This is a genomic window from Bradyrhizobium sp. CW1, assembly GCF_023100665.1.
Lineage (GTDB): Bacteria > Pseudomonadota > Alphaproteobacteria > Rhizobiales > Xanthobacteraceae > Bradyrhizobium > Bradyrhizobium canariense_D.
Map to the genome: position 1 here is coordinate 1,309,289 of NZ_CP064684.1, position 17,876 is coordinate 1,327,164.

General features: G+C 64.9%; 15 protein-coding genes. 6 read left to right on the forward strand and 9 right to left on the reverse strand.

Annotated features, from left to right (window positions below; genetic code table 11):
- The first annotated feature begins 2 nt into the window (after nt 1-2).
- The 4 genes from IVB54_RS06305 to IVB54_RS06320 all read left to right on the forward strand — a co-directional run bounded on the left by IVB54_RS06305 (nt 3) and on the right by IVB54_RS06320 (nt 3,577).
- The gene (locus IVB54_RS06305) at nt 3-500 is read left to right on the forward strand and encodes a TPM domain-containing protein (RefSeq protein ID WP_018453667.1); all 498 of its coding nucleotides are present in this window, start codon (nt 3-5) and stop codon (nt 498-500) included.
- Between the two features lie 269 nt (nt 501-769).
- A complete protein-coding gene (locus IVB54_RS06310) occupies nt 770-1,744 on the forward strand; it encodes a hypothetical protein (protein ID WP_018453668.1) in 975 nt (324 codons plus the stop codon).
- Nucleotides 1,745-1,837: 93 nt separating this feature from the next.
- Nucleotides 1,838-3,385, forward strand: coding sequence for a hypothetical protein (locus tag IVB54_RS06315; protein WP_247296117.1), 1,548 nt, complete (start codon nt 1,838-1,840; stop codon nt 3,383-3,385).
- Between the two features lie 27 nt (nt 3,386-3,412).
- The gene (locus tag IVB54_RS06320) at nt 3,413-3,577 is read left to right on the forward strand and encodes a hypothetical protein (protein WP_007596528.1); all 165 of its coding nucleotides are present in this window, start codon (nt 3,413-3,415) and stop codon (nt 3,575-3,577) included.
- 8 nt (nt 3,578-3,585) lie between these two features.
- Here the strand turns inward: IVB54_RS06320 and IVB54_RS06325 are convergent, their stop codons facing one another.
- The 3 genes from IVB54_RS06325 to putA form a co-directional block, all read right to left on the reverse strand.
- Complete coding sequence (locus tag IVB54_RS06325) at nt 3,586-4,233, reverse strand: glutathione S-transferase family protein (RefSeq protein ID WP_247777103.1); 648 nt, start codon at nt 4,231-4,233, stop codon at nt 3,586-3,588.
- Between the two features lie 192 nt (nt 4,234-4,425).
- The gene (locus tag IVB54_RS06330; protein WP_018453671.1) at nt 4,426-5,631 is read right to left on the reverse strand and encodes a CoA transferase; all 1,206 of its coding nucleotides are present in this window, start codon (nt 5,629-5,631) and stop codon (nt 4,426-4,428) included.
- Between the two features lie 113 nt (nt 5,632-5,744).
- Nucleotides 5,745-8,744: a bifunctional proline dehydrogenase/L-glutamate gamma-semialdehyde dehydrogenase PutA gene (gene putA, locus IVB54_RS06335; RefSeq protein WP_247777104.1), complete on the reverse strand. Its 3,000-nt coding sequence runs from the start codon at nt 8,742-8,744 to the stop codon at nt 5,745-5,747.
- Between the two features lie 114 nt (nt 8,745-8,858).
- Here putA and IVB54_RS06340 point away from each other — a divergent pair, with 114 nt between their 5' ends.
- Nucleotides 8,859-9,320: an Lrp/AsnC ligand binding domain-containing protein gene (locus tag IVB54_RS06340; RefSeq protein ID WP_018453673.1), complete on the forward strand. Its 462-nt coding sequence runs from the start codon at nt 8,859-8,861 to the stop codon at nt 9,318-9,320.
- 168 nt (nt 9,321-9,488) lie between these two features.
- Here the strand turns inward: IVB54_RS06340 and IVB54_RS06345 are convergent, their stop codons facing one another.
- The 4 genes from IVB54_RS06345 to IVB54_RS06360 all read right to left on the reverse strand — a co-directional run bounded on the left by IVB54_RS06345 (nt 9,489) and on the right by IVB54_RS06360 (nt 13,286).
- Nucleotides 9,489-9,689, reverse strand: a complete 201-nt coding sequence (locus IVB54_RS06345) for a cold shock domain-containing protein (RefSeq protein ID WP_007596519.1) — start codon at nt 9,687-9,689, stop codon at nt 9,489-9,491.
- Between the two features lie 208 nt (nt 9,690-9,897).
- Complete coding sequence (locus IVB54_RS06350) at nt 9,898-10,206, reverse strand: sulfite:cytochrome C oxidoreductase subunit B (protein ID WP_026232570.1); 309 nt, start codon at nt 10,204-10,206, stop codon at nt 9,898-9,900.
- 11 nt (nt 10,207-10,217) lie between these two features.
- Nucleotides 10,218-11,417, reverse strand: a complete 1,200-nt coding sequence (locus IVB54_RS06355) for a molybdopterin-dependent oxidoreductase (protein WP_018453675.1) — start codon at nt 11,415-11,417, stop codon at nt 10,218-10,220.
- Nucleotides 11,418-11,552: 135 nt separating this feature from the next.
- Nucleotides 11,553-13,286, reverse strand: a complete 1,734-nt coding sequence (locus IVB54_RS06360) for an adenylate/guanylate cyclase domain-containing protein (RefSeq protein WP_018453676.1) — start codon at nt 13,284-13,286, stop codon at nt 11,553-11,555.
- A gap of 225 nt (nt 13,287-13,511) precedes the next feature.
- On the opposite strand from IVB54_RS06360, the gene IVB54_RS06365 reads away from it, so the two are divergent.
- Nucleotides 13,512-15,077: a glycosyltransferase family 39 protein gene (locus IVB54_RS06365; protein WP_018453677.1), complete on the forward strand. Its 1,566-nt coding sequence runs from the start codon at nt 13,512-13,514 to the stop codon at nt 15,075-15,077.
- Between the two features lie 193 nt (nt 15,078-15,270).
- On the opposite strand, the gene IVB54_RS06370 is transcribed toward IVB54_RS06365, so the two are convergent.
- Nucleotides 15,271-16,299: a TIGR01620 family protein gene (locus tag IVB54_RS06370; RefSeq protein ID WP_018453678.1), complete on the reverse strand. Its 1,029-nt coding sequence runs from the start codon at nt 16,297-16,299 to the stop codon at nt 15,271-15,273.
- Nucleotides 16,296-17,765, reverse strand: a complete 1,470-nt coding sequence (locus IVB54_RS06375; protein ID WP_026232571.1) for a YcjX family protein — start codon at nt 17,763-17,765, stop codon at nt 16,296-16,298. Before IVB54_RS06375 ends, IVB54_RS06370 begins: the two co-directional genes overlap by 4 nt.
- Nucleotides 17,766-17,876 lie beyond the last annotated feature (111 nt).

The following is a 17,876-nucleotide window of genomic DNA, read 5'->3' on the forward strand; positions in this document are numbered from 1 at the left end:
TCATGAGCATCAGGCGCATCACCCGGCATCTGCTCCAGCACCATTGGCGTGCCAAGCAGGTGTTCCCGAAGGGCGTGCTCGGCCGCATCGAGCAGGCGATCAAGCGCGGCGAAGCCAGCCATTCCGGCCAGCTCCGCTTCGTGGTGGAAGGCGCGCTCGACGGCGGCCCGCTGTTTCGCAACCAGCCGGCGCGCGAGCGCGCGCTTGACGTGTTCTCGCAACTGCGCATCTGGGACACCGCGCACAACAATGGTGTCCTGATCTATCTCCTGCTCGCCGACCGCGATGTCGAGATCATCGCCGACCGCGGTATCGATGCGAAGGTTGGTGGCGAGCGTTGGGAGAGCATCTGCCGCGCCATGGAAGTCGAGTTCAGGTCGGGGCAGTTCGAGCGCGGCGTGATCGGCGGCATCGAGGCGGTGTCCCGGGAGCTGACAAAGCACTTTCCGTCAAGCGGCCCGCACCCCAACGAGCTGCCGGATGCACCGGTGCTGATGTGACGGACAGTGATGTGGACAGAGCGGGCGTCATCCACGCCCGTCGTTGACCACGTGGGGGCGGCAGACCCTGTCCGTTGCGCGGCCGTTCATCTTCGCCCGGTTACAAATTGCTTCATACCCGCCACACCGGTTCCACGTTCCCGGCCCAATTCGGCCCCGGATGACTCCCTAAAATTTCGGTAAGCGGGTCCCGAAGTAAGGATTTCGCAAGCAATGAAAGTTACCAAAAGGTCAATCCAGAGTGGAGTATTTGAGCTGTGAGCGAACCAATGGCTGAGCAGGCTGCCCAAACGACCGGTGAGCAGACGAGCGTCGTCGAAGCCGCCGCGACCGCGCCGCAGGCCGTCGAGTCTGCGGGAATCGAGGCCCCTTCGATTGCCCCTGACCACGAGGCGCCGCCCAAGCCTGATCCGATCGAGATTGAGCCGCCGCGGATCGAGGTGCCGAAGTTCGAGGCCCAGGTTGAGCCCAAAGCCGAGACCAAGTCCGAGCCAAAGCCCGGCAAGCTCATCGTCATGGCACCCGCAGAGCGGTCCTGGGACCGTGAGGAGTTTGCGCCGCATGTGAAGGCGGACGAGCCGCGCGAGAGCGGCGGCGCGCGCCGCCTGTCGGCGATGGCCGCGGTAGTGGCGATTGCAGCCAGTGTCGGCGCCATCAGCGGCGCGCTCGCGACCGCAGGGATGATGCACTTCGCAAGCTCCGCGCCGGCACAGGTTGCCGACACCAGCGCGCTGGAATCCTCGGTCGCCCGGATTGATGCCGATGTCGTCGCGCTCAAAGCCAACGTCGAGCATACCTCCAAGACCGGCCTCGGCCAGTTCAACCGGACCAACGACCGCCTCGACAAGCTCGAGAAGGCGCAGGCCGAGCCAATGGCCAAGATCGCAAAGCTGTCCGAGACGGTCGACAAGCTCCGCGCCACCCCGCCCGCGGCGCCCGTCCAGGCCGCAGCCGCCGTGCCCGCCAAGGAGACCACTGGTTCGATCGCACCGACCCAGGTTGCAACCGCCGCAGCTGCGCCGGCTCCCGTCGCACCCAAGACCGAGGTCGGCCGGTTGCCGACGGTCGAAGGCTGGGTGCTGCGCGACGTCTCCAACGGCGGCGCACTGGTCGAGGGCCGCGGTGGCCTCTACGAGGTGTATGCCGGTGACCCCATCCCAGGGGTTGGCCGTGTCGATGCGATCCGCCGTCAGGACGGCCGCTGGGTCGTCGTCACCAGCAAGGGGCTGATCGTCGCGCGCTGAGCGGCCCATATCCGATTTCCGAAAAGACGCTTCACCACGATGTGAAGCGCCTTTTTGCTTGAATAGCCGTCCCTGCGCGGTGTTACCTGAGGCATGAGCCGCGCCTTGCGAATTCTCGTTGCCGCCGCCGTATTTTTCGGCGGCATCGTGTCGTTGTTGGCCGCGGAGAACGCGCAACTGGCACGCGGCACGGCGATCACCGATCCCGATCTCCTGCGCGAGCTCGACCAGCACGATGCGCTCACGATCTCGCGCCTGTTGTGGCCGGAGCGGAACGCGAACTTTCCGCTGACGACCGATCTGATGTTTTCGTGGTTGTCGCAGCTCAAGGAGATTCCTCCCGCGATCGAGGCGGAGATCGATCGCTACGTCGCCCAGCAGAAGGCGGCATATCCGACCGAGACCATCGGCGTCGGCGAGGGCTTCGACGTACAATTGTTCGATCGCGCCAATCTGAAATCCCGCGACACCCGTTTCGTGCTGGCCGGCATCGTCAACCGCATGGACCGGGCCTATGTCTCGGAAGACTCCTGCGGCGAGATCAGGCTGATCTATCGTCTTGTGCGTTTCGAGACCAAACCGGATGGCGGCAGGACAGCCACGCGGCTGCCGATGACGCTCAATCTGGTGATGAAGGCGCGCGACGTGCGCCAGATGGACGGGAACGGCAAGCCGATCACCTGCGCCGAGGTCGCGCGACGCTGGCTCGGCAATGGCGACTGGCAGGGGCTGATCGGCAGCGACTTCTTCCCTTACGATGCGATGCTCGATCGCATCGAGACCAACATTCAGATCTCAGTTGCGGCGAAATCGGCGCTGCACGATTTCCGCTCCGACTATCTGCTCAAGGTGTTCAAGTACGACGCCGCCTCGAAGACGTTCGAGGAATCGACGCTGGAGAACCAGATCGACCGCGACCGCATTCTCGCTGACAATGATCTCCGGCGCGACTTCAGGGATTGGCTGCTCGCGCCCGATCATCTTCGCGACTTCGATCGCGGTACGGTGCTGATCCCCGAGAAATTCCTGGCCAAGGCTGCAATCGTGCCGACGCCAGCCGGCCTCGATGCTTCTCCGTTGCAGCCGGAGTTCGGGATGGTGCAAGGGGAGCGCAACGGAGAGGGACAGGGCGAGCCGGTCTTCTCCGACAACGATGTGGTTGGTGCGTTGAAGCAAGCTGCTGCGCGCGGGGACATCCAGAACGTCCGCTCGGTCGCGGGCTTCCAGCGCCGCCTCAATGACGTCACCTGCGCCGGCTGCCACCAGACCCGCGGCATCGGCGGCTTTCACTTCCCGGGCGTTGATTGGCTTGCGGACAAGCCGTCCAACTTGACCATCGTGCCGGCCTCGCCGCATTTTCTTGGCGACCAGGTCCGCCGCCGTGACATCCTGACCGCGATGGCCGCAGGCAAACGTCCTGATTTCTCACGTGGATTTGCCAGCCGGCCGCAGACCCGCGGCAGCACTGAGCTGGCGGGGACCGAATATCAGGACGGCTGGGGCGCGCATTGTTCCCTGGAAAATGCGGGATCGCGATCGACCGACAGGAGTTTTACGTCATGGAGCTGTGCTAAAGGATTGACCTGTCAGGCTGCCGCGGCTTCGCGCCGCATCGGCATGTGCTTCATCAAGACGCGTTAGGCTGTCTCGAACCGGTTTGGATGACCCATGACGGACTCCAGCGAAGCCAACAAGGAGCGCAATCGCGAGATCGCGCAGAATGAAGAGGCCAAGCAGGTTACCGGCAGCATCCGCGTCAGCACCTGGGCGGTCGCGGTCGTCGTCATCATCGGCGGAATCCTGTTCACGCTCGGCTGGCTGGCGCTGAAGTAGCCGCGCCCTCACTTCGCGTAATTCGTCATCCGCTTGCCGGGCAGCAGCTCGTAGGCCGGCTGCCAGCCGGGCAGTGTGGCCATGCGGCCAAGCCAGGCGTGAATGGCGGGATAGCTTTCCGCGAAGTCGAAGCCGTGCTCGTCGCTCGGATAATGCAGATAGGCCATCATCGAGATATCGGCGACGGTCGGCCTGGTTCCGATCGCGAATTCGTTGTGCTGGAGATGACCGTCGAGAATGCCGAGAAAGTCTTCGAGCCGCCTGCGAAAATGTTTCAGCACCTGCGGATCGTTGCTTTGCGTGAAGGCGCGCATGAAGCGGTAGGTCGCCATGTAGCCGGTGAGCTTGTGGTTGTCCCAGAACAGCCAGCGCAGCAGCTCGAACTTTTCCTCCTCGGTCTCGGCGCCGAAACGCCCGTGCTGCTCGGCAAGCTTGAGCAGGAGAGGCGCGGTCCGCGTCATCTTCACACCGTCGACTTCGAGCACGGGAATCTCACCCATCTCGTTCACGCTCTTGCGCCATTCCGGCGTGCGCGTGACGCCGCCGCCAAAATCGGTCCAGACCGGCTCGAACCTCTCGCCGCAAAGCGTCAGCATCAGCCCCAGCTTGTAGCTGTTGCCGGATTCGGGGAAGTAGTGCAGGCGGTAGCTGGGCATGGGACCTCGCGATGACTGTGATTGTTGAAGCGATCTACGTCGTCGTCCCGGCGAAGGCCGGGACCCATAACCACCGAACGCAGTTTGGCGAAGATTTGGAGTTATCAGCTTCGTTCGACCTCTTCCTCTCTGGGATATGGGTCCCGGCCTTCGCCGGGACGACAGCGTGGATGTATGACCGCTGTCGGCTCCTTACCCCACAGCCCCCTGCGACCGCAGCTGCTTGATCGCGGCGTCATCGTATCCCGCGCCGCGCAAAATTTCGTCACTGTGCTCGCCGACGTCGGGCGGCTTGCGCGGCTGCACTTTCTTGGCGCCGTCGATCCAGATCGGGCTGGAGATGGTGAGCATGGTGTCGTTTTCGAATGGCACTAGAACTTCGTTGTCAAGCATCTGCTTGTCGTTCGGGATGTCGTCCAGGATGCCGACGATGCCGAACACGAGACCGTTGCCGTCGAGGATCTTGCGCCATTCGGCGAGATCCTTGGTCGCAAAGGTCTCGTCAAAGATCTTGATCAGCTCGACGGAGCGGGCGTGGCGGTCGGGCTTGGTGGCAAAGCGCGGGTCGGTGATGAGATCTTCGCGGCCGAGACACCTGGCCAGCGTCGGAAACTGTTTCTCTTCGCTCAGCAGTGACAGGATCAGCCAGCGGCCGTCCTTGCACTGGTAGTGGTTGGCGACCGCGTTCAACGCGCGTTCGCGCGGCCGCCGCTCGGCGAACTTGGCGCCGCAGAGCTTTGCCTGCGCCAGCACGCTCGCAGCCCACACGCCGTTCGCCATCAGATTGGAGGCGACGTGCGAGCCCTTGCCGGTCTTCTCGCGCTGGTACAGCGCGGTGACGATCGCGCCGTAGAATGCCATGGCGCAGGGATGGTCGCCCATGCCGGCGACCGAGCGGGCTGGCGTCGTGTCGGTGTCGGCGCGGACGAGGTCCATCAGGCCGGAGCGCGCCCAATAGGCGTTGCTGTCGAAGCCGGGCTTGTTGGCCTCTTCGCCTTTCTCGCCATAACCGGTGAACGAGGCGTAGATCAGGCGATCATTGAGATGGGCGAGATGGTCATAGGTGATGCCGAGCTTGGTGCGCACCGGCGGCGGCATGTTGGTGATGAAGACGTCGGCCTCTTCGACCAGCTTGTAGAGCACGGCCTGCGCCTCGGGCTTTGCGAGGTCGAGCGCGATGCTCTTCTTGTTGCGGGCCTCCAGCAGCCAGGCGAAATTGTGCTCGCTGGTCGGATAGCCCGGAATGTTGGGCAGATTGCGGTAGGGATCGCCGGCGCCGGGCGGCTCGATCTTGACGACTTCGGCGCCGAAATCCGACAGCACGGTCGCGGCCGCTGGTGCTGCGATGAAACTCGCGCAATCCAGCACCTTGAGCCCTGCAAAAATGCCCTTTTCCATTGCGGCGTTGCTCCCTCACTCGTGTTGTATCCCGCGCGCTGGAATTGGCGAGGGCCACGTCACGGCAGCATTAGACCGATGTTTCGGCGGGATGCAACGCTCCTCGCCGCGCCTCACTCATCCCCTGCGAGTAGGGCAGCATTGCCGCCGGCTGCTGCGGTGTTGATCGTCACGGTCTGCTCGGTCGCAAAGCGCGCGAGGTAGTGCGGGCCGCCGGCTTTCGGGCCGGTTCCGGACAGGCCGTTGCCGCCGAACGGCTGCACGCCAACCACGGCACCGATCATGTTGCGGTTGACGTAGATGTTGCCGATCTGGACGCGGTCGACGATCGCCTCGATCGTATCGTCAATGCGGGAGTGGATGCCGAGCGTCAGCCCGTAGCCGGTGCGCTCGATCGCTTGCAGGACGCGTTCGAGATTTTCCGCACGATAGCGCACGACGTGGAGGATCGGGCCGAACACCTCCTCGGTGAGCTGGCCGGCATCCCCAAGCTCGAAGATGTGCGGCGCCACGAAGCAGCCCTCCGGCGCGGTGCCGGCAAAGTGCAGCCGCGCCTCTCTCTTCATGCGTGCGATGTGCGCATCGAGGCGCTGCTTGGCCTCGACATCGATCACCGGCCCGATATGGGTCGCGACGTCGCTTGGATCGCCGATCTTCAACTCGCGCGCCGCGCCCGCGATCATCTCGATCATGCGGTCGGCTACGTCCTCCTGCACGAACAGCAGCCGCAGCGCCGAGCAGCGCTGGCCGGCGGAACGAAACGCCGAGGTGACGACGTCGTCCGCGACCTGCTCTGGCAACGCGGTCGCATCCGAGATCATGGTGTTGATGCCGCCGGTCTCCGCGATCAGCGGCACGATCGGCCCGTCCTTGGCTGCCAGCGCCCGGTTGATGCTGCGCGCGACCTCGGTCGATCCGGTGAAGACGATTCCACCGATATCGGGGTGCGCGGCCAGTGCGGCGCCGATGCGGCCGTCGCCAGTGACGAGGTGCAATGCGCTTGCGGGGATGCCGGCCTCGTGCAGCAGCCGCACCGCCTCGACCGCGATGCGCGGGGTCTGCTCTGCGGGCTTGGCCACCACGCTGTTGCCGGCCATCAGCGCCGCCGTGACCTGGCCGAGGAAGATCGCCAGCGGAAAATTCCATGGCGAGATTGCCACGAAGACGCCGCGGCCGCGCATGGCCAGCGCATTGCTCTCGCCGGTCGGGCCCGGCATCGCCACATCGTTGCCGAACAGCTTGCGACCCTGCGCGGCATAATAGCGGCAGAAGTCGGTGGCCTCGCGCAGCTCCGACAGCGCATCGTCGAGCGTCTTGCCGCCCTCGCGTTGCAGCAGCGCTATGAAATGGGGCGCGCGGTTCTCCAGAAGATGCGCGGCCTGCTCCAGCGCCGCCGCGCGCGTGGCTGCGGGTGTCCGGCTCCAGGCGGCAAAGCCGGCGCGCGCCGCAGCCACTGCCGCATTGGCCTGATCCGGCGTTGCGTCCGCGATCGGCTTGAGGTCGATCGTCTCGGCTTTGACCTCCGTCAGCAACCGGTCGAGCGCGGCGCGCGCGCCGAATTCGACGCCGCGCGAATTGCGCCGCTCGGGCGCGAACAGGTCGCCCGGCAACGGAATCTTGGGATGGGCCGCGTGCTGCGGCCGGACGATGGCATCCGCCGGGCGCTGCAACAGCGCCGTAACCGGCACGCGATAATCGGACGCTTGCGCCACGAAGGAGGAGTTGGCGCCGTTCTCCAACAGTCGCCGCACCAGATAGGCGAGCAGGTCGCGATGGCTGCCGACCGGGGCGTAGGTGCGGTAGGCGATGTCCGGGTGATCCTTGGCGAGCTGCTCGTAGAGCGCCTCGCCCATGCCGTGCAGGCGCTGGAATTCGAAGCCGCCGTTCGCACCGGCAAGCTCCAGCACGGTCGCGACGCTCAGCGCGTTATGGGTGGCGAATTGCGGGAAGATGCGTGGCCGCAGACTCAACAGCTTTTGAGCGCAGGCGACGTAGTTCAGATCCGTCATCGCCTTGCGGGTGAACACGGGATAGCCGTCGAGCCCGCGCTCCTGCGCGCGCTTGATCTCGGTGTCCCAATAGGCGCCCTTGACCAGCCGCACCATCAGCTTGCGGTCGTGCGCCCGGGCGAGCGCATCGACATAGTCGATCACGTCGCCGGCGCGCTTCTGATAGGCCTGGATCGCGAGGCCAAATCCGTCCCAACCGGCAAGCGAGGGATCGGCGAGCGTTGCCGCAATCACGTCGAGGGACAATTCCAGCCGGTCGGCTTCCTCGGCGTCGACGGTGAAGTTGAGATCATGGACCTTGGCGCGCTGCGCCAGGTCCAGCAGTTGCGGCACCAGCTCGGCCATCACACCGTCGCGGCTGATTGCCTCGAAGCGCGGATGCAGCGCCGACAGCTTGACGGAGATGCCGGGCCGATCGGGCAGGGGATGGCTGCCCGCCGCCTTGCCGATAGTCAGAATCGCGCTGGCATAGGCGTCGAAATATCGCCTTGCGTCGGTGGCGGTGCGGGCGCCTTCGCCGAGCATGTCGAAGGAATAGCGCTGCCTCTCGCCGGAGCGCGGCCGGGCCCGCTCCAAGGCCTGCGCGATGGTCTCCCCCAGCACGAAATGATTTCCCATCAGCCGCATCGCCTGGCGCGTGGCGGTGCGCACGGCGGGTGCGCCCAGCCGCTTCACCAGCCGGCCGATGGTGCCATCGGGCGTCTCGCCGGGCTGGATCACCCGCGCCGAGAGGCCCAATGCCCAGGCCGAGGCGTTGACCAGGAAGGCGGTGGACTTGGTCTCGTGGTGGATGAAGTCGCCCTCGCCGAGCTTGTCCTCGATGAACTGGTCGGCGGTGCGCGCGTCCGGCACGCGCAACAGGGCCTCGGCCAGCACCATCAAGGCCAGCCCTTCCTTGGTCGAGAGCGCAAATTCCCGCAGCATATCCTCGACTCCACCAAGCCGGTCGTCGCGCTTGCGGATGGCTTCGATCAGCCGCGTCGCGGTGCGATCGATCCGCGCCTCCTGCGGCGGGCCGAGATGCACAGATGGCAAAAGGCGCGCGGCGATATCGGCGTCATCGGGCGCGTAGGCGGCGGAGAAGGGAGGCGGAATGTTCGGCATGGCGTGTCCTGTGGCTTCAATTCAGGATAATGCCCACGCTACCTTAGCTCGATAGACAATTTAGCTCATTCGGCTTAGAAAATGAAGTCGCCCAGTCATTTGACCTTACGGAATATGGAATTAGATCGAACCGACCGGAAGATCCTCTCGATTTTGCAGCAGGACGGGCGAATCGCCAATGTCGAGCTCGCGGAGCGCATTGGGCTGTCGCCGACCTCGATCGGCGAACGGCTGAAGCGTTTGCAGCGAGAGGGCTTTATCGAGGGCTATGGCGCGCGGCTAAACCCGCACCGGCTCGGCCTCGGCCTCCTGGTGTTTGTCGAAGTGCTGCTCGACAAGACCACGCCCGACAATTTCGAGCGTTTTGCCCGCGCGGTGAAGCTGGCGCCCGAGGTGCTGGAGTGTCACATGGTCGCCGGCGGCTTCGACTATCTTGTGAAGGCGCGGCTGGCAGACATGGCTGCGTATCGGCGCTTCCTCGGCGAGACCTTGCTGTCGATGCCCGGCGTGCGCGAAACGCGAACCTATGCGGTGATGGAGGAGATCAAGCGCGACGCACCATTGCCGGTGGACTAACGAAGTGCCGTCGCGATTGTCATTGCTGTGGCGTCCAATGGGCGGTCTTCGCGGGCAAATAGTTCTCCCTGTGCAATCGCAACGCCTGTCGTCGAGTGCACTGACCGTTTCTAAAATTTCTTGGCCCGGCTCCCGGATCGATCCGGGAGTTAGCAAAAGCCGGCGGGCTTATACTTTGAGGTTCTCTGCGGAGCTTTTGCCTCGGTTTGCGATCTCTTCATATTCAACCGTCTGTCCTTCGTTCAGGGACGACAGACCGGCTTTCTGCACTGCCGAGATATGCACGAACACATCCTTGCCGCCCGACGCAGGCTGGATAAATCCATAACCCTTCGTCGGGTTGAACCACTTGACCGTACCTTTAGCCATCACGACTTCTCCGCGGGTCTTCCTCCGAGATCTCGAACCGCCAGTCCCCGCCAACCGGCCGGTTCGGTCCTAATACGATACGCGGAATGTGGCTGGCTTGGTAGCTCAAACCACATCGGCATTTCGGCGAATTCCGCTCAACTTCGCGGCGTTTTTGCCGGATTTGCCCTTTTCGCGGTCACTTGGTCGGCGCGCCGCGCGCCATCCGTCAATAAGTCGCGGCCAGATAATCGACGATCTTGCTGACATCGGCATCGTCGATGGGGGCGCCATAGACCTTGATCATCTTGGTCACCTCGGCCTGCCAGAAACCTTTCTTGTCCTTCATCGGCGGCTGCGTGTTGATGTAGTCGGCGGAGTGGCAGGCGCTGCAATTGCCCTGCACGACTTCGAGATTGGGCCCGAGCTTGAACGCCGCGACCTCATCGGGGGTCTTGTAATTGACCGGTGCTGCAAGTGCCGAACCCACCACGGCGGCGAGGGCGAGCGTGATGGCGAGGAAAACGGTGCGCTGCATGATCATTCCCCTCAAGCCACGGTAACGCGGACGGTTTCGACGACGTTGCGCAAGTAACCCGCCGGATTCCAGCGCGGCGTATCCGGCTGGGTTTCGCCGCCATTGCCGGTGGCGCGCACCTTGAGCTCGTGGGAGCCCGCCGCGAGCTTCACCGGCAGCGTCCATTCACGGAATGAGTATTTGCCGAGATCCTTGCCGAGCCTGGCGTTGGTCCAGGTCTTCCCGCCGTCGGTGGAGACCGCGACCTCCTTGATACCCTTGCCGCCGTCGAAGGCGATGCCGCGCAGCGTCGTGCCGCCTGCTTTCAGCTTGGCTCCGTCCGGGACGCTGGTGATGAAGGAACGGATGGTGAAGCGGTTGATCGGGATCGTCGCCTTCGGCGCGGTGCCCGGCTCGACCGCATTGTTCGGCGTGTCCGGAATGCGATAGGCCGACTTCATCCAGAACCCGTCATAGACATTGTCGACGACGGTGATCTCGTTGAGGTGCTTGACCCAATAGGTGCCGAAATAGCCGGGCACGATCAGGCGCAGCGGAAAGCCGTTGAGGAACGGCAGGTCTTCGCCGTTCATGCCATAGGCCAGCATCACCTCACCGTCGTTGGCGTGATCGATATCGAGCGCCTTGACGAAATCGGGCGTTTTGTCGCTGACCGGACCGTCCATGCCGTTGAAGGTGACCTGCTTGGCGCCGCTCTGCACGCCCGCCATCGCCAGCACGGCCTTCAGCGGCACGCCGCGCCAGCGCGCATTGCCCATCGCGCCGTTGGCGAGCTGACCGCCGGCCACGCGCGGATCCAGGAAGCCGCGGCTGTTGCCGGAGCACTGGTTGACGGCGACGATCTCGGTCGCCTTCATCTTCCTTATATCCTTCAGCGACAGCTTGAGCGGCTTGTCGACCTTGCCCTTGACCTCGAGCGTGAACTTGTCGGGGTCGAGACTGTAGGGCAGGTCGGAAAGGTGATAGCGCACGAAGAACGCGTTATTCGGCGTGATCGGGCCGTCGTTGAACACCGCGAACGGCGTCTCGAGCTGCGGCGGGCGGCTGGTCAGGCCGATCATCGGCCGCTTCTGCGGATATTTCACCAAAGGCCGTTCGCCATTGGCAAAGGGCAGGGCGACGGTGTCGAGTGCCAGCGCTTTGGTCGAGTTCAGTGCAGTCGCAACAGCGGCAAGGCCCGCTCCTTTGAGCAGGTCGCGTCGATCGAACATGTGGTCTCCTCCCGGAGCTTTTCGTTGGATCACGGTCATCACCGCGATCTCTCACTCATCTGTCGCAACGACTCAGATGAAGTCAATTCGTGCTTTCGCAGCAGGCCCATGCCGCTGCGTTGCAGCAAGCCGGTGTTACGCCGCGACGCGTTCGCCGGGATCGACGAGCGCCGACAGCTCCCTCGCGTCCGCAACCACACGCACGGCCATCGGTTCGTCGCGGCCGCGGATCGCGACCTCCTGCTGCGGCAGCGCATCGTCGGCAAGGCCGGCGGTCCGGCGGACTTCCTCCGAGACGATCGCTTCGCAGGCCAGCGTCTTGGTCATGTCCTGGAGGCGGGCCGCGACGTTGACAGCATCGCCCAGCGCCGTGAAGACGATGTGATCGCGATACCCGATGTCACCGATGATGACCTCGCCGCCATGGATGCCGATGCCGAAGCGGATCGGCTGGCGTAGATCGTGGGACAGGAGCTCGTTGAGCTCATCGATATGCCTGGCGATGCCGGCGGCGGCCTTCAGCGCCTGCCGGCAGGCGGTTTGCGGATCGGCGCTCAGTCCGAACAGCGCCAGCATGCCGTCGCCGACAAATTGGTTCGGCTGGCCGCCATTCTCGATCACAGCCTGCGAGACGGCGCCGAGGAAGCGGTTGACGATGAACACGGTGTCGAACGGCAGCCGCTTCTCGGCCAGCTGCGTCGAGCCGCGCATATCCACGAACAGGCTGACGAGATAGCGCTCCTGGCCGATTCTGGCAGGCGTCGAGGCCTGTGTGTTCGCCGAAAGCGTATGCGCGGTGAAGAGCTGGAAGAAGGAGAGATCCGACGTCGGCCGCAGCTGGCAGGCCAGCCTGATCGAGGGGTCACTGGTGCCGACACGGGTGAGCACGAACGCCTCGCGCTGCGACGGCTCGGGCAGGGCGCCATGATCGCCGATGATGCGGATGCGGCAGGTCGAGCAGCGGGCGCGGCCGCCGCAGACGCTGGCATGCGGCACATTGTGGCGCAGGCTCGCTTCCAGCACGGAGAGGCCCTTGGGGACGCGCACCGTCTTGCCGTTGCCGTAGGACAGCGCGATCATGCCGCCGCGCCGCTCGCACAGGGCGCGCGCGCCACGCGCCAGCAGCGCCAAAGCGAGCAGTCCGAGATAGCCGGCGGTGAGGCCGCCGGTGATGCGGTCGAGCATCGCGGCCTCTGCCGTGGTGCCCAGCTGGCGGCGCGTGAGATTGTGCGTCCGCCATTCCCCGTCGTCGGCCTCGACCTCGACGCTGCGGCCACCCTGGTAGACACCCAGCAGCGACAGCGTCGGGATCAGCACGGCAGCCGCGAGCAGATAGGGCGCCGCGCGCGTGAAGAACGGTTTGAGGCGAAGCCAGAAATAGATGCCGATGCAGCCGTGCACCCAGGCGATGAGAAGCAGGATCGTCATGGTCCAGATACGGTTCGACGCGACGAAGAACAGATAGAGTTCCTGCGGATAGAGTTTTTGGTGTCCGTAAAGCGTCTGACCGAGCCGCACCCCGATCACATGCGCCATGACCAGCGCGGGGATGCTCAAGCCCAGCACGAGCTGCAGCGGCTCGACCGTCCGCCAACGGAACTGCCGGCGCTGATACAACGCGTAGATGCCGAGCCCCATATGCGTGAGCGCCGCCGTGTAGAACACGATCGCAACCGGCAGGAACTGCCAGAACAGCATGTGGTAGTAGACCCCGATCTCCATGGCATCGACCGAGATGTTGCCGAGCGCATGGTTGAGGAAATGGCTGACCACATAGGCGAACAGGATGACACCGCAAACCAGCCGCACCTGGCGTACGCTGATGGCGCGGGAAAGATCGGAAAATCGTGTGGATGCGGTTGCGGCCATGATTCTGTTGTATCAGTTCATGAAGGAGAACAGCCAGCGTCGCGTTTAATTCCGGGGGTGGATAGCGCGCCCGATCACATGCGCGGCAAGCGGCCGCAATCTCCGTGTCGTCCTGGACAAGCACCCCCGGGGGCGCACGCGGATCCGGGACGACGGTACCCAACATTGACTCCCCCTCCCAGGTTGGCGAAAAGCGCCGCCGTGAGGACAGCTCCCGACATCACGATGCTCCCCGCCGGCGCGGCGCGCCGGCCGCTCGTCATGGCCGCGGCGATCATCGCCGCGATGACGCTGCTGCGCATCGTCTACGCCTCGGTCATCGAGCTGCGCACGGACGAGGCCTATTACTGGACCTGGTCGCAGGAGACGGCGCTCAGCTTCCTGGATCATCCCCCCGGCATCGCCTGGCTGATCCGGTTCGGTACTGCGATCTTCGGCGACACCACACTCGGTGTGCGCTTCGGCGGCATCGTCGCGATGCTGGTGACGCAGCTCCTGCTCGCGGACATCGTCCGCCGCCTCACTCATGATGTGCGCGCCGTCGTGCTCGCGGTGCTGATGCCGGAGGCCGCGCTCTATTACGGACTGCTGATGGCCAAGGTCGCGCCCGATGTCGCCATGATCCCGTTTGCGGTGGCAATGATGTGGTGCCTGGTGCGGCTCGCGCAGGGCGGCGACGGCCGCTGGTGGCTCGCGGCCGGCCTGTTCGCCGGGCTCGCGATGCTGTCGAAATTTACCGTGATCATGTTCGCACCGGCGGTTGCCGCCTTTCTGCTGGTGCCGGATTGGCGCTGGCGCTGGTTGCGCAGCCCCTATCCTTATCTCGCGGTCCTGATCGCAATCGCCGTGTTCTCGCCGGTCCTGATCTGGAACGTGCAGCACGACTGGGCCGCGATTCGCTTCCAGGGTGTGCGCGCCACCACCAGCTACGGCATCTCGCTCCGCACATTCGGCGACTACATCGGCCTGCAATTCGGACTGGTCGGCTTCGTCATGCTGCCGGTGGTACTGACGGGGGTGGTGCTGACGGCGTGGCGCGGCTATAGCACGCGCGAGCCGGTCGCGATTTTGCTGTCGACCGCGGTCCTGGTGCCGTTTCTCTATTTCCTGGCGAAATCGCTGACCCTCCGCGTCGGCGACACCTGGCCGATGTTCATGTGGCCGGTCGGTTTCGCCGCCGCCGCTGTCAACCTCACCATGCTGTCGCGTGAAAAATGGTCGGCGCGGATGATCAGATCGTCGCTGTTCTGGGTCAACACGGCGGTGGTCTCCGGCACCGCCTTTGTCGTCATCGTGTTCCTCTACTACGTCGCCGCGCCCTGGAATTTACTTGGCAAGATCGATCCGATCGGTGCCGAGTCCGGTTACGAGCAGGTCGCCGCGCGCGCACAGGCCGCATTGGACGAGACTGGCGCGACCTGGATCGCCACCACGGACTACCGCACCTATGCCATGATGCGCTGGCTGTTCAGGGGCCGGGTGCCGGTGATCGAGATCAACGAGCGCGGCCGCTTCCAGGACTTTCGCGATCCGGGCATGGACCGGATCAAGGGCCACGTCGGCATCTATGTCGGGCGCGAGCCGGACAATCGCTCATCACTGTGGGAGAACATCCCCGCCAAGCGCGAGCCGCTCGGTCAGGTCGAGCGCCGCTGGCGCGGTCTCGTGATGGACACGTACACGCTGGAAAAGCTCACCGGCTGGACCCCAGAGCTGTCGCCGCCGAAAGACTCGCCGCTGTTCCGGTGGCGCGTGCTGGCGGGCGAGTTTGAGCGGCGTACGCTCGCCTAGCAAGGCGGCCTTCTTCCTTCTCCCCTTGCGGGAGAAGGTGGCGCGAAGCGCCGGATGAGGGGTCTCTATCCGCTAAGACGACTGCGAGAGGCGCGCGCGGAGAGAACCCCTCACCCGTCTCGCCGCTCTGCGGCGAGCCACCCTCTCCCGCAAGGGGAGAGGGGAAAACGAGTCCGCCGCGCAAGATGGCGTTCTACTCTTCCTCGTCCTTCTTCCGCAGCAGATCCGTCGCGAGGTCCGACAGCTTCGGCGGCGGCAGTGCGGCGAACGGCAACGGCCGTGTGACGTCGATTGCGGCGAGGCCGAGCCGCGCCGTCAGTAATCCATTCAGCATGCCTTCGCCCAGCCGCTGCGACAGCTTCGCCGCAATGCCGTGGCCGAGCATCTGCTGCACCAGGCTGTCGCTCGCCGCCATGCCGCCGGTGATGGCGAGATGGGCGATGACATGGCGGAGCAGGCGGATCATGCCCAGCGCGCCAGGCCGGCCGCCATAGAGGAAAGCGAGCTGGCGGATCAGGCGCAGCGACACGATGAACACAAACATCACGTCGATCGCCGCTCGCGGGCTCACCGCCGTGACGATTGAGACTTTTTGCGCGGCTGACGACACCAGCCGCCGCGCCTCGATGTCCAGCGGCGACATCAATTCGCGCTCGGCGAGCCGGATCATGTCGGCGCCGTCGATGATCTCGCCGGCGTGGCTCTCCAGGGCGGCACGGGCGCGCGCGAGCTGCGGGTTCTGATGCGCTATCTTGAGCAGATCCTGCACGATGATGCGGCTCTCCTTGCGATCGTCGCTGGCAAGAACAGCGGCTGCGCGCTGATGCAGCTTTTCGATGGTTGCTAGCCGCGCCAGCCCGAAAGCCTCGCGTCCGGTCACCACCGCGAGCGCAAGCGCGGTGATGAAGGCAAGGGCCACTCCGACGAAGCCGAGGCTGTCGCTGCGCGCAAACAGATCCTCGATCAGACGGACGACGCCGAGTCCGACCCCGAGCAGCGTCAGCCCGGCAACGCCGGACCAGAACATTGGGCCCCAGGGAAAGCCGCGCCGCGCCGGAAGCGTCGCTGCGATTGGCACCGGCAAATTCGCCGGATCGGGCTCCGGCGTGATCTGGATGGTGGTACGGCCGAGCCGGGTCGTCTCGTCGGCCTCGGTGACGACGACGCCGGGGTCGTCGAGCCGGAACGTCGCCGGTCGCCGTGGCTTCGATCGGTCGTTCATGACAATTTGTCTCCGATCAGGAACTGCAAGGCACGGTCGAGGCGGATGTGAGGCAGCGCCGGGTGGTCGGCCCCCTCACGTTCGAGCTTCGGCGGACGGAAGCGCAGGAAGCGAAAATCGCTCTTCCCGGCGGCCTCGGTCGAGAGGCCGCGGAATGCGTCGGTGCCGTTGAACAACGGCTCGGGATCCAAGGGCAGGTCGCCCGGAAAGGTTGCCACCTCGGTGCTGCCGTCGAAGAATTCGCCGCCGGCGCTTTCTCCCGCGGCGGGCGTTCCCAAGATCGACGGCAATTTGTCACGGCCATGCGCGACCTGCGCCTCGCGCGTGGCGCGGACGGCGGCGAGCGCGACGACGTCGATCGCCGCACCGGTATTTTCCGCGCGCGCAACGGCGCGGGTGACCGCGCGGCGCAGCACGGCCTCCAGCCGGTCATGGCTGGAATGATGCAGATGATCCGCCTTGGTCGCCGCGAACAGCACGCGGTCGATCCGCGGCCGGAACAGGCCGGAGAGGAATGTGCTGCGGCCGATGTTGAAGCAGTCGAGAATGCCCGCGAGTGCGGCTTCGAGATCGTGCAGCGCTTCGGGGCCGGCGTTGAACGCGGCGAGCGCGTCGGCCAGTACGATCTGGCGATCGAGCCGAGCAAAATGATCGCGGAAGAACGGCCGCACCACGACGTCCTTGTAGGCCTCATAGCGGCGCACCATCATCGCCCACAGCGATCCCTCCGGCGCCTGGCCACCCGCGGGTACGTCGAGCGGCGCAAAGGTCAGCGCCGGTGTGTCGGCGAGATTGCCCGGCATCAGGAAGCGGCCGGGCGGCAGCAGGCTCATCGCAAACCGCTCGTCGCGGCAGCCTTGCAAATAGCCCCTGAAGAGCTTTGCGGCCGTCAGCGTCGCCTGCTCGTCCTCGCGCGCCTCGGGCTTGAGCGTTGCGAGATGCGCGTGCCAATCCGCGGCAAGATGGACGCGCGGCGCCTCGCGTGACAAGGCGAGACTTTCGGCCGACCATTGCTCAAAACTCTTCTGAAGCAGCGGCAGGTCGAGCAGCCACTCGCCGGGATAGTCGACGATGTCGAGCGTCAGCGTGCGGTCGGCGCCGTTCTGGCGCTGGTAGTCGATGACGAGCCTGAGCTCGCTGATGTCGACAGTCGAGTTCGGCCAGCGCCGCTCCTCGATCAGCGCGCGCAGATGGCTCTCATAGGCAAAGCGCGGCACCGCGTCGTCCGGCTGCGGCGCCAGATGCGCCCGCGCGATCCGCCCGGATGAATAGGCCTCGAACACCGGAAACCGGCCGCCACGGGTGAGGCCGTGGATCAGCGCGGTAATGAACACCGTCTTGCCGGCCCGGGACAGGCCGGTAACCCCCAATCGTACCGTCGGATTGAAGAAATGCTCGCCGTAGTCGATCAGCGCCCGAGCCGACAGGCGCGCCTCCTCGATCATATCCTGGAAACTAAATGCCATATGAACGTTGGGAATCCCGGGCGAGGGCGGATAGGCAAAAAGGACTAATCACAAAAGTGGCAACTGCCTGAGGAAAATCAAGCTTCATACTTCCACCGTCTTTGTCGGCAA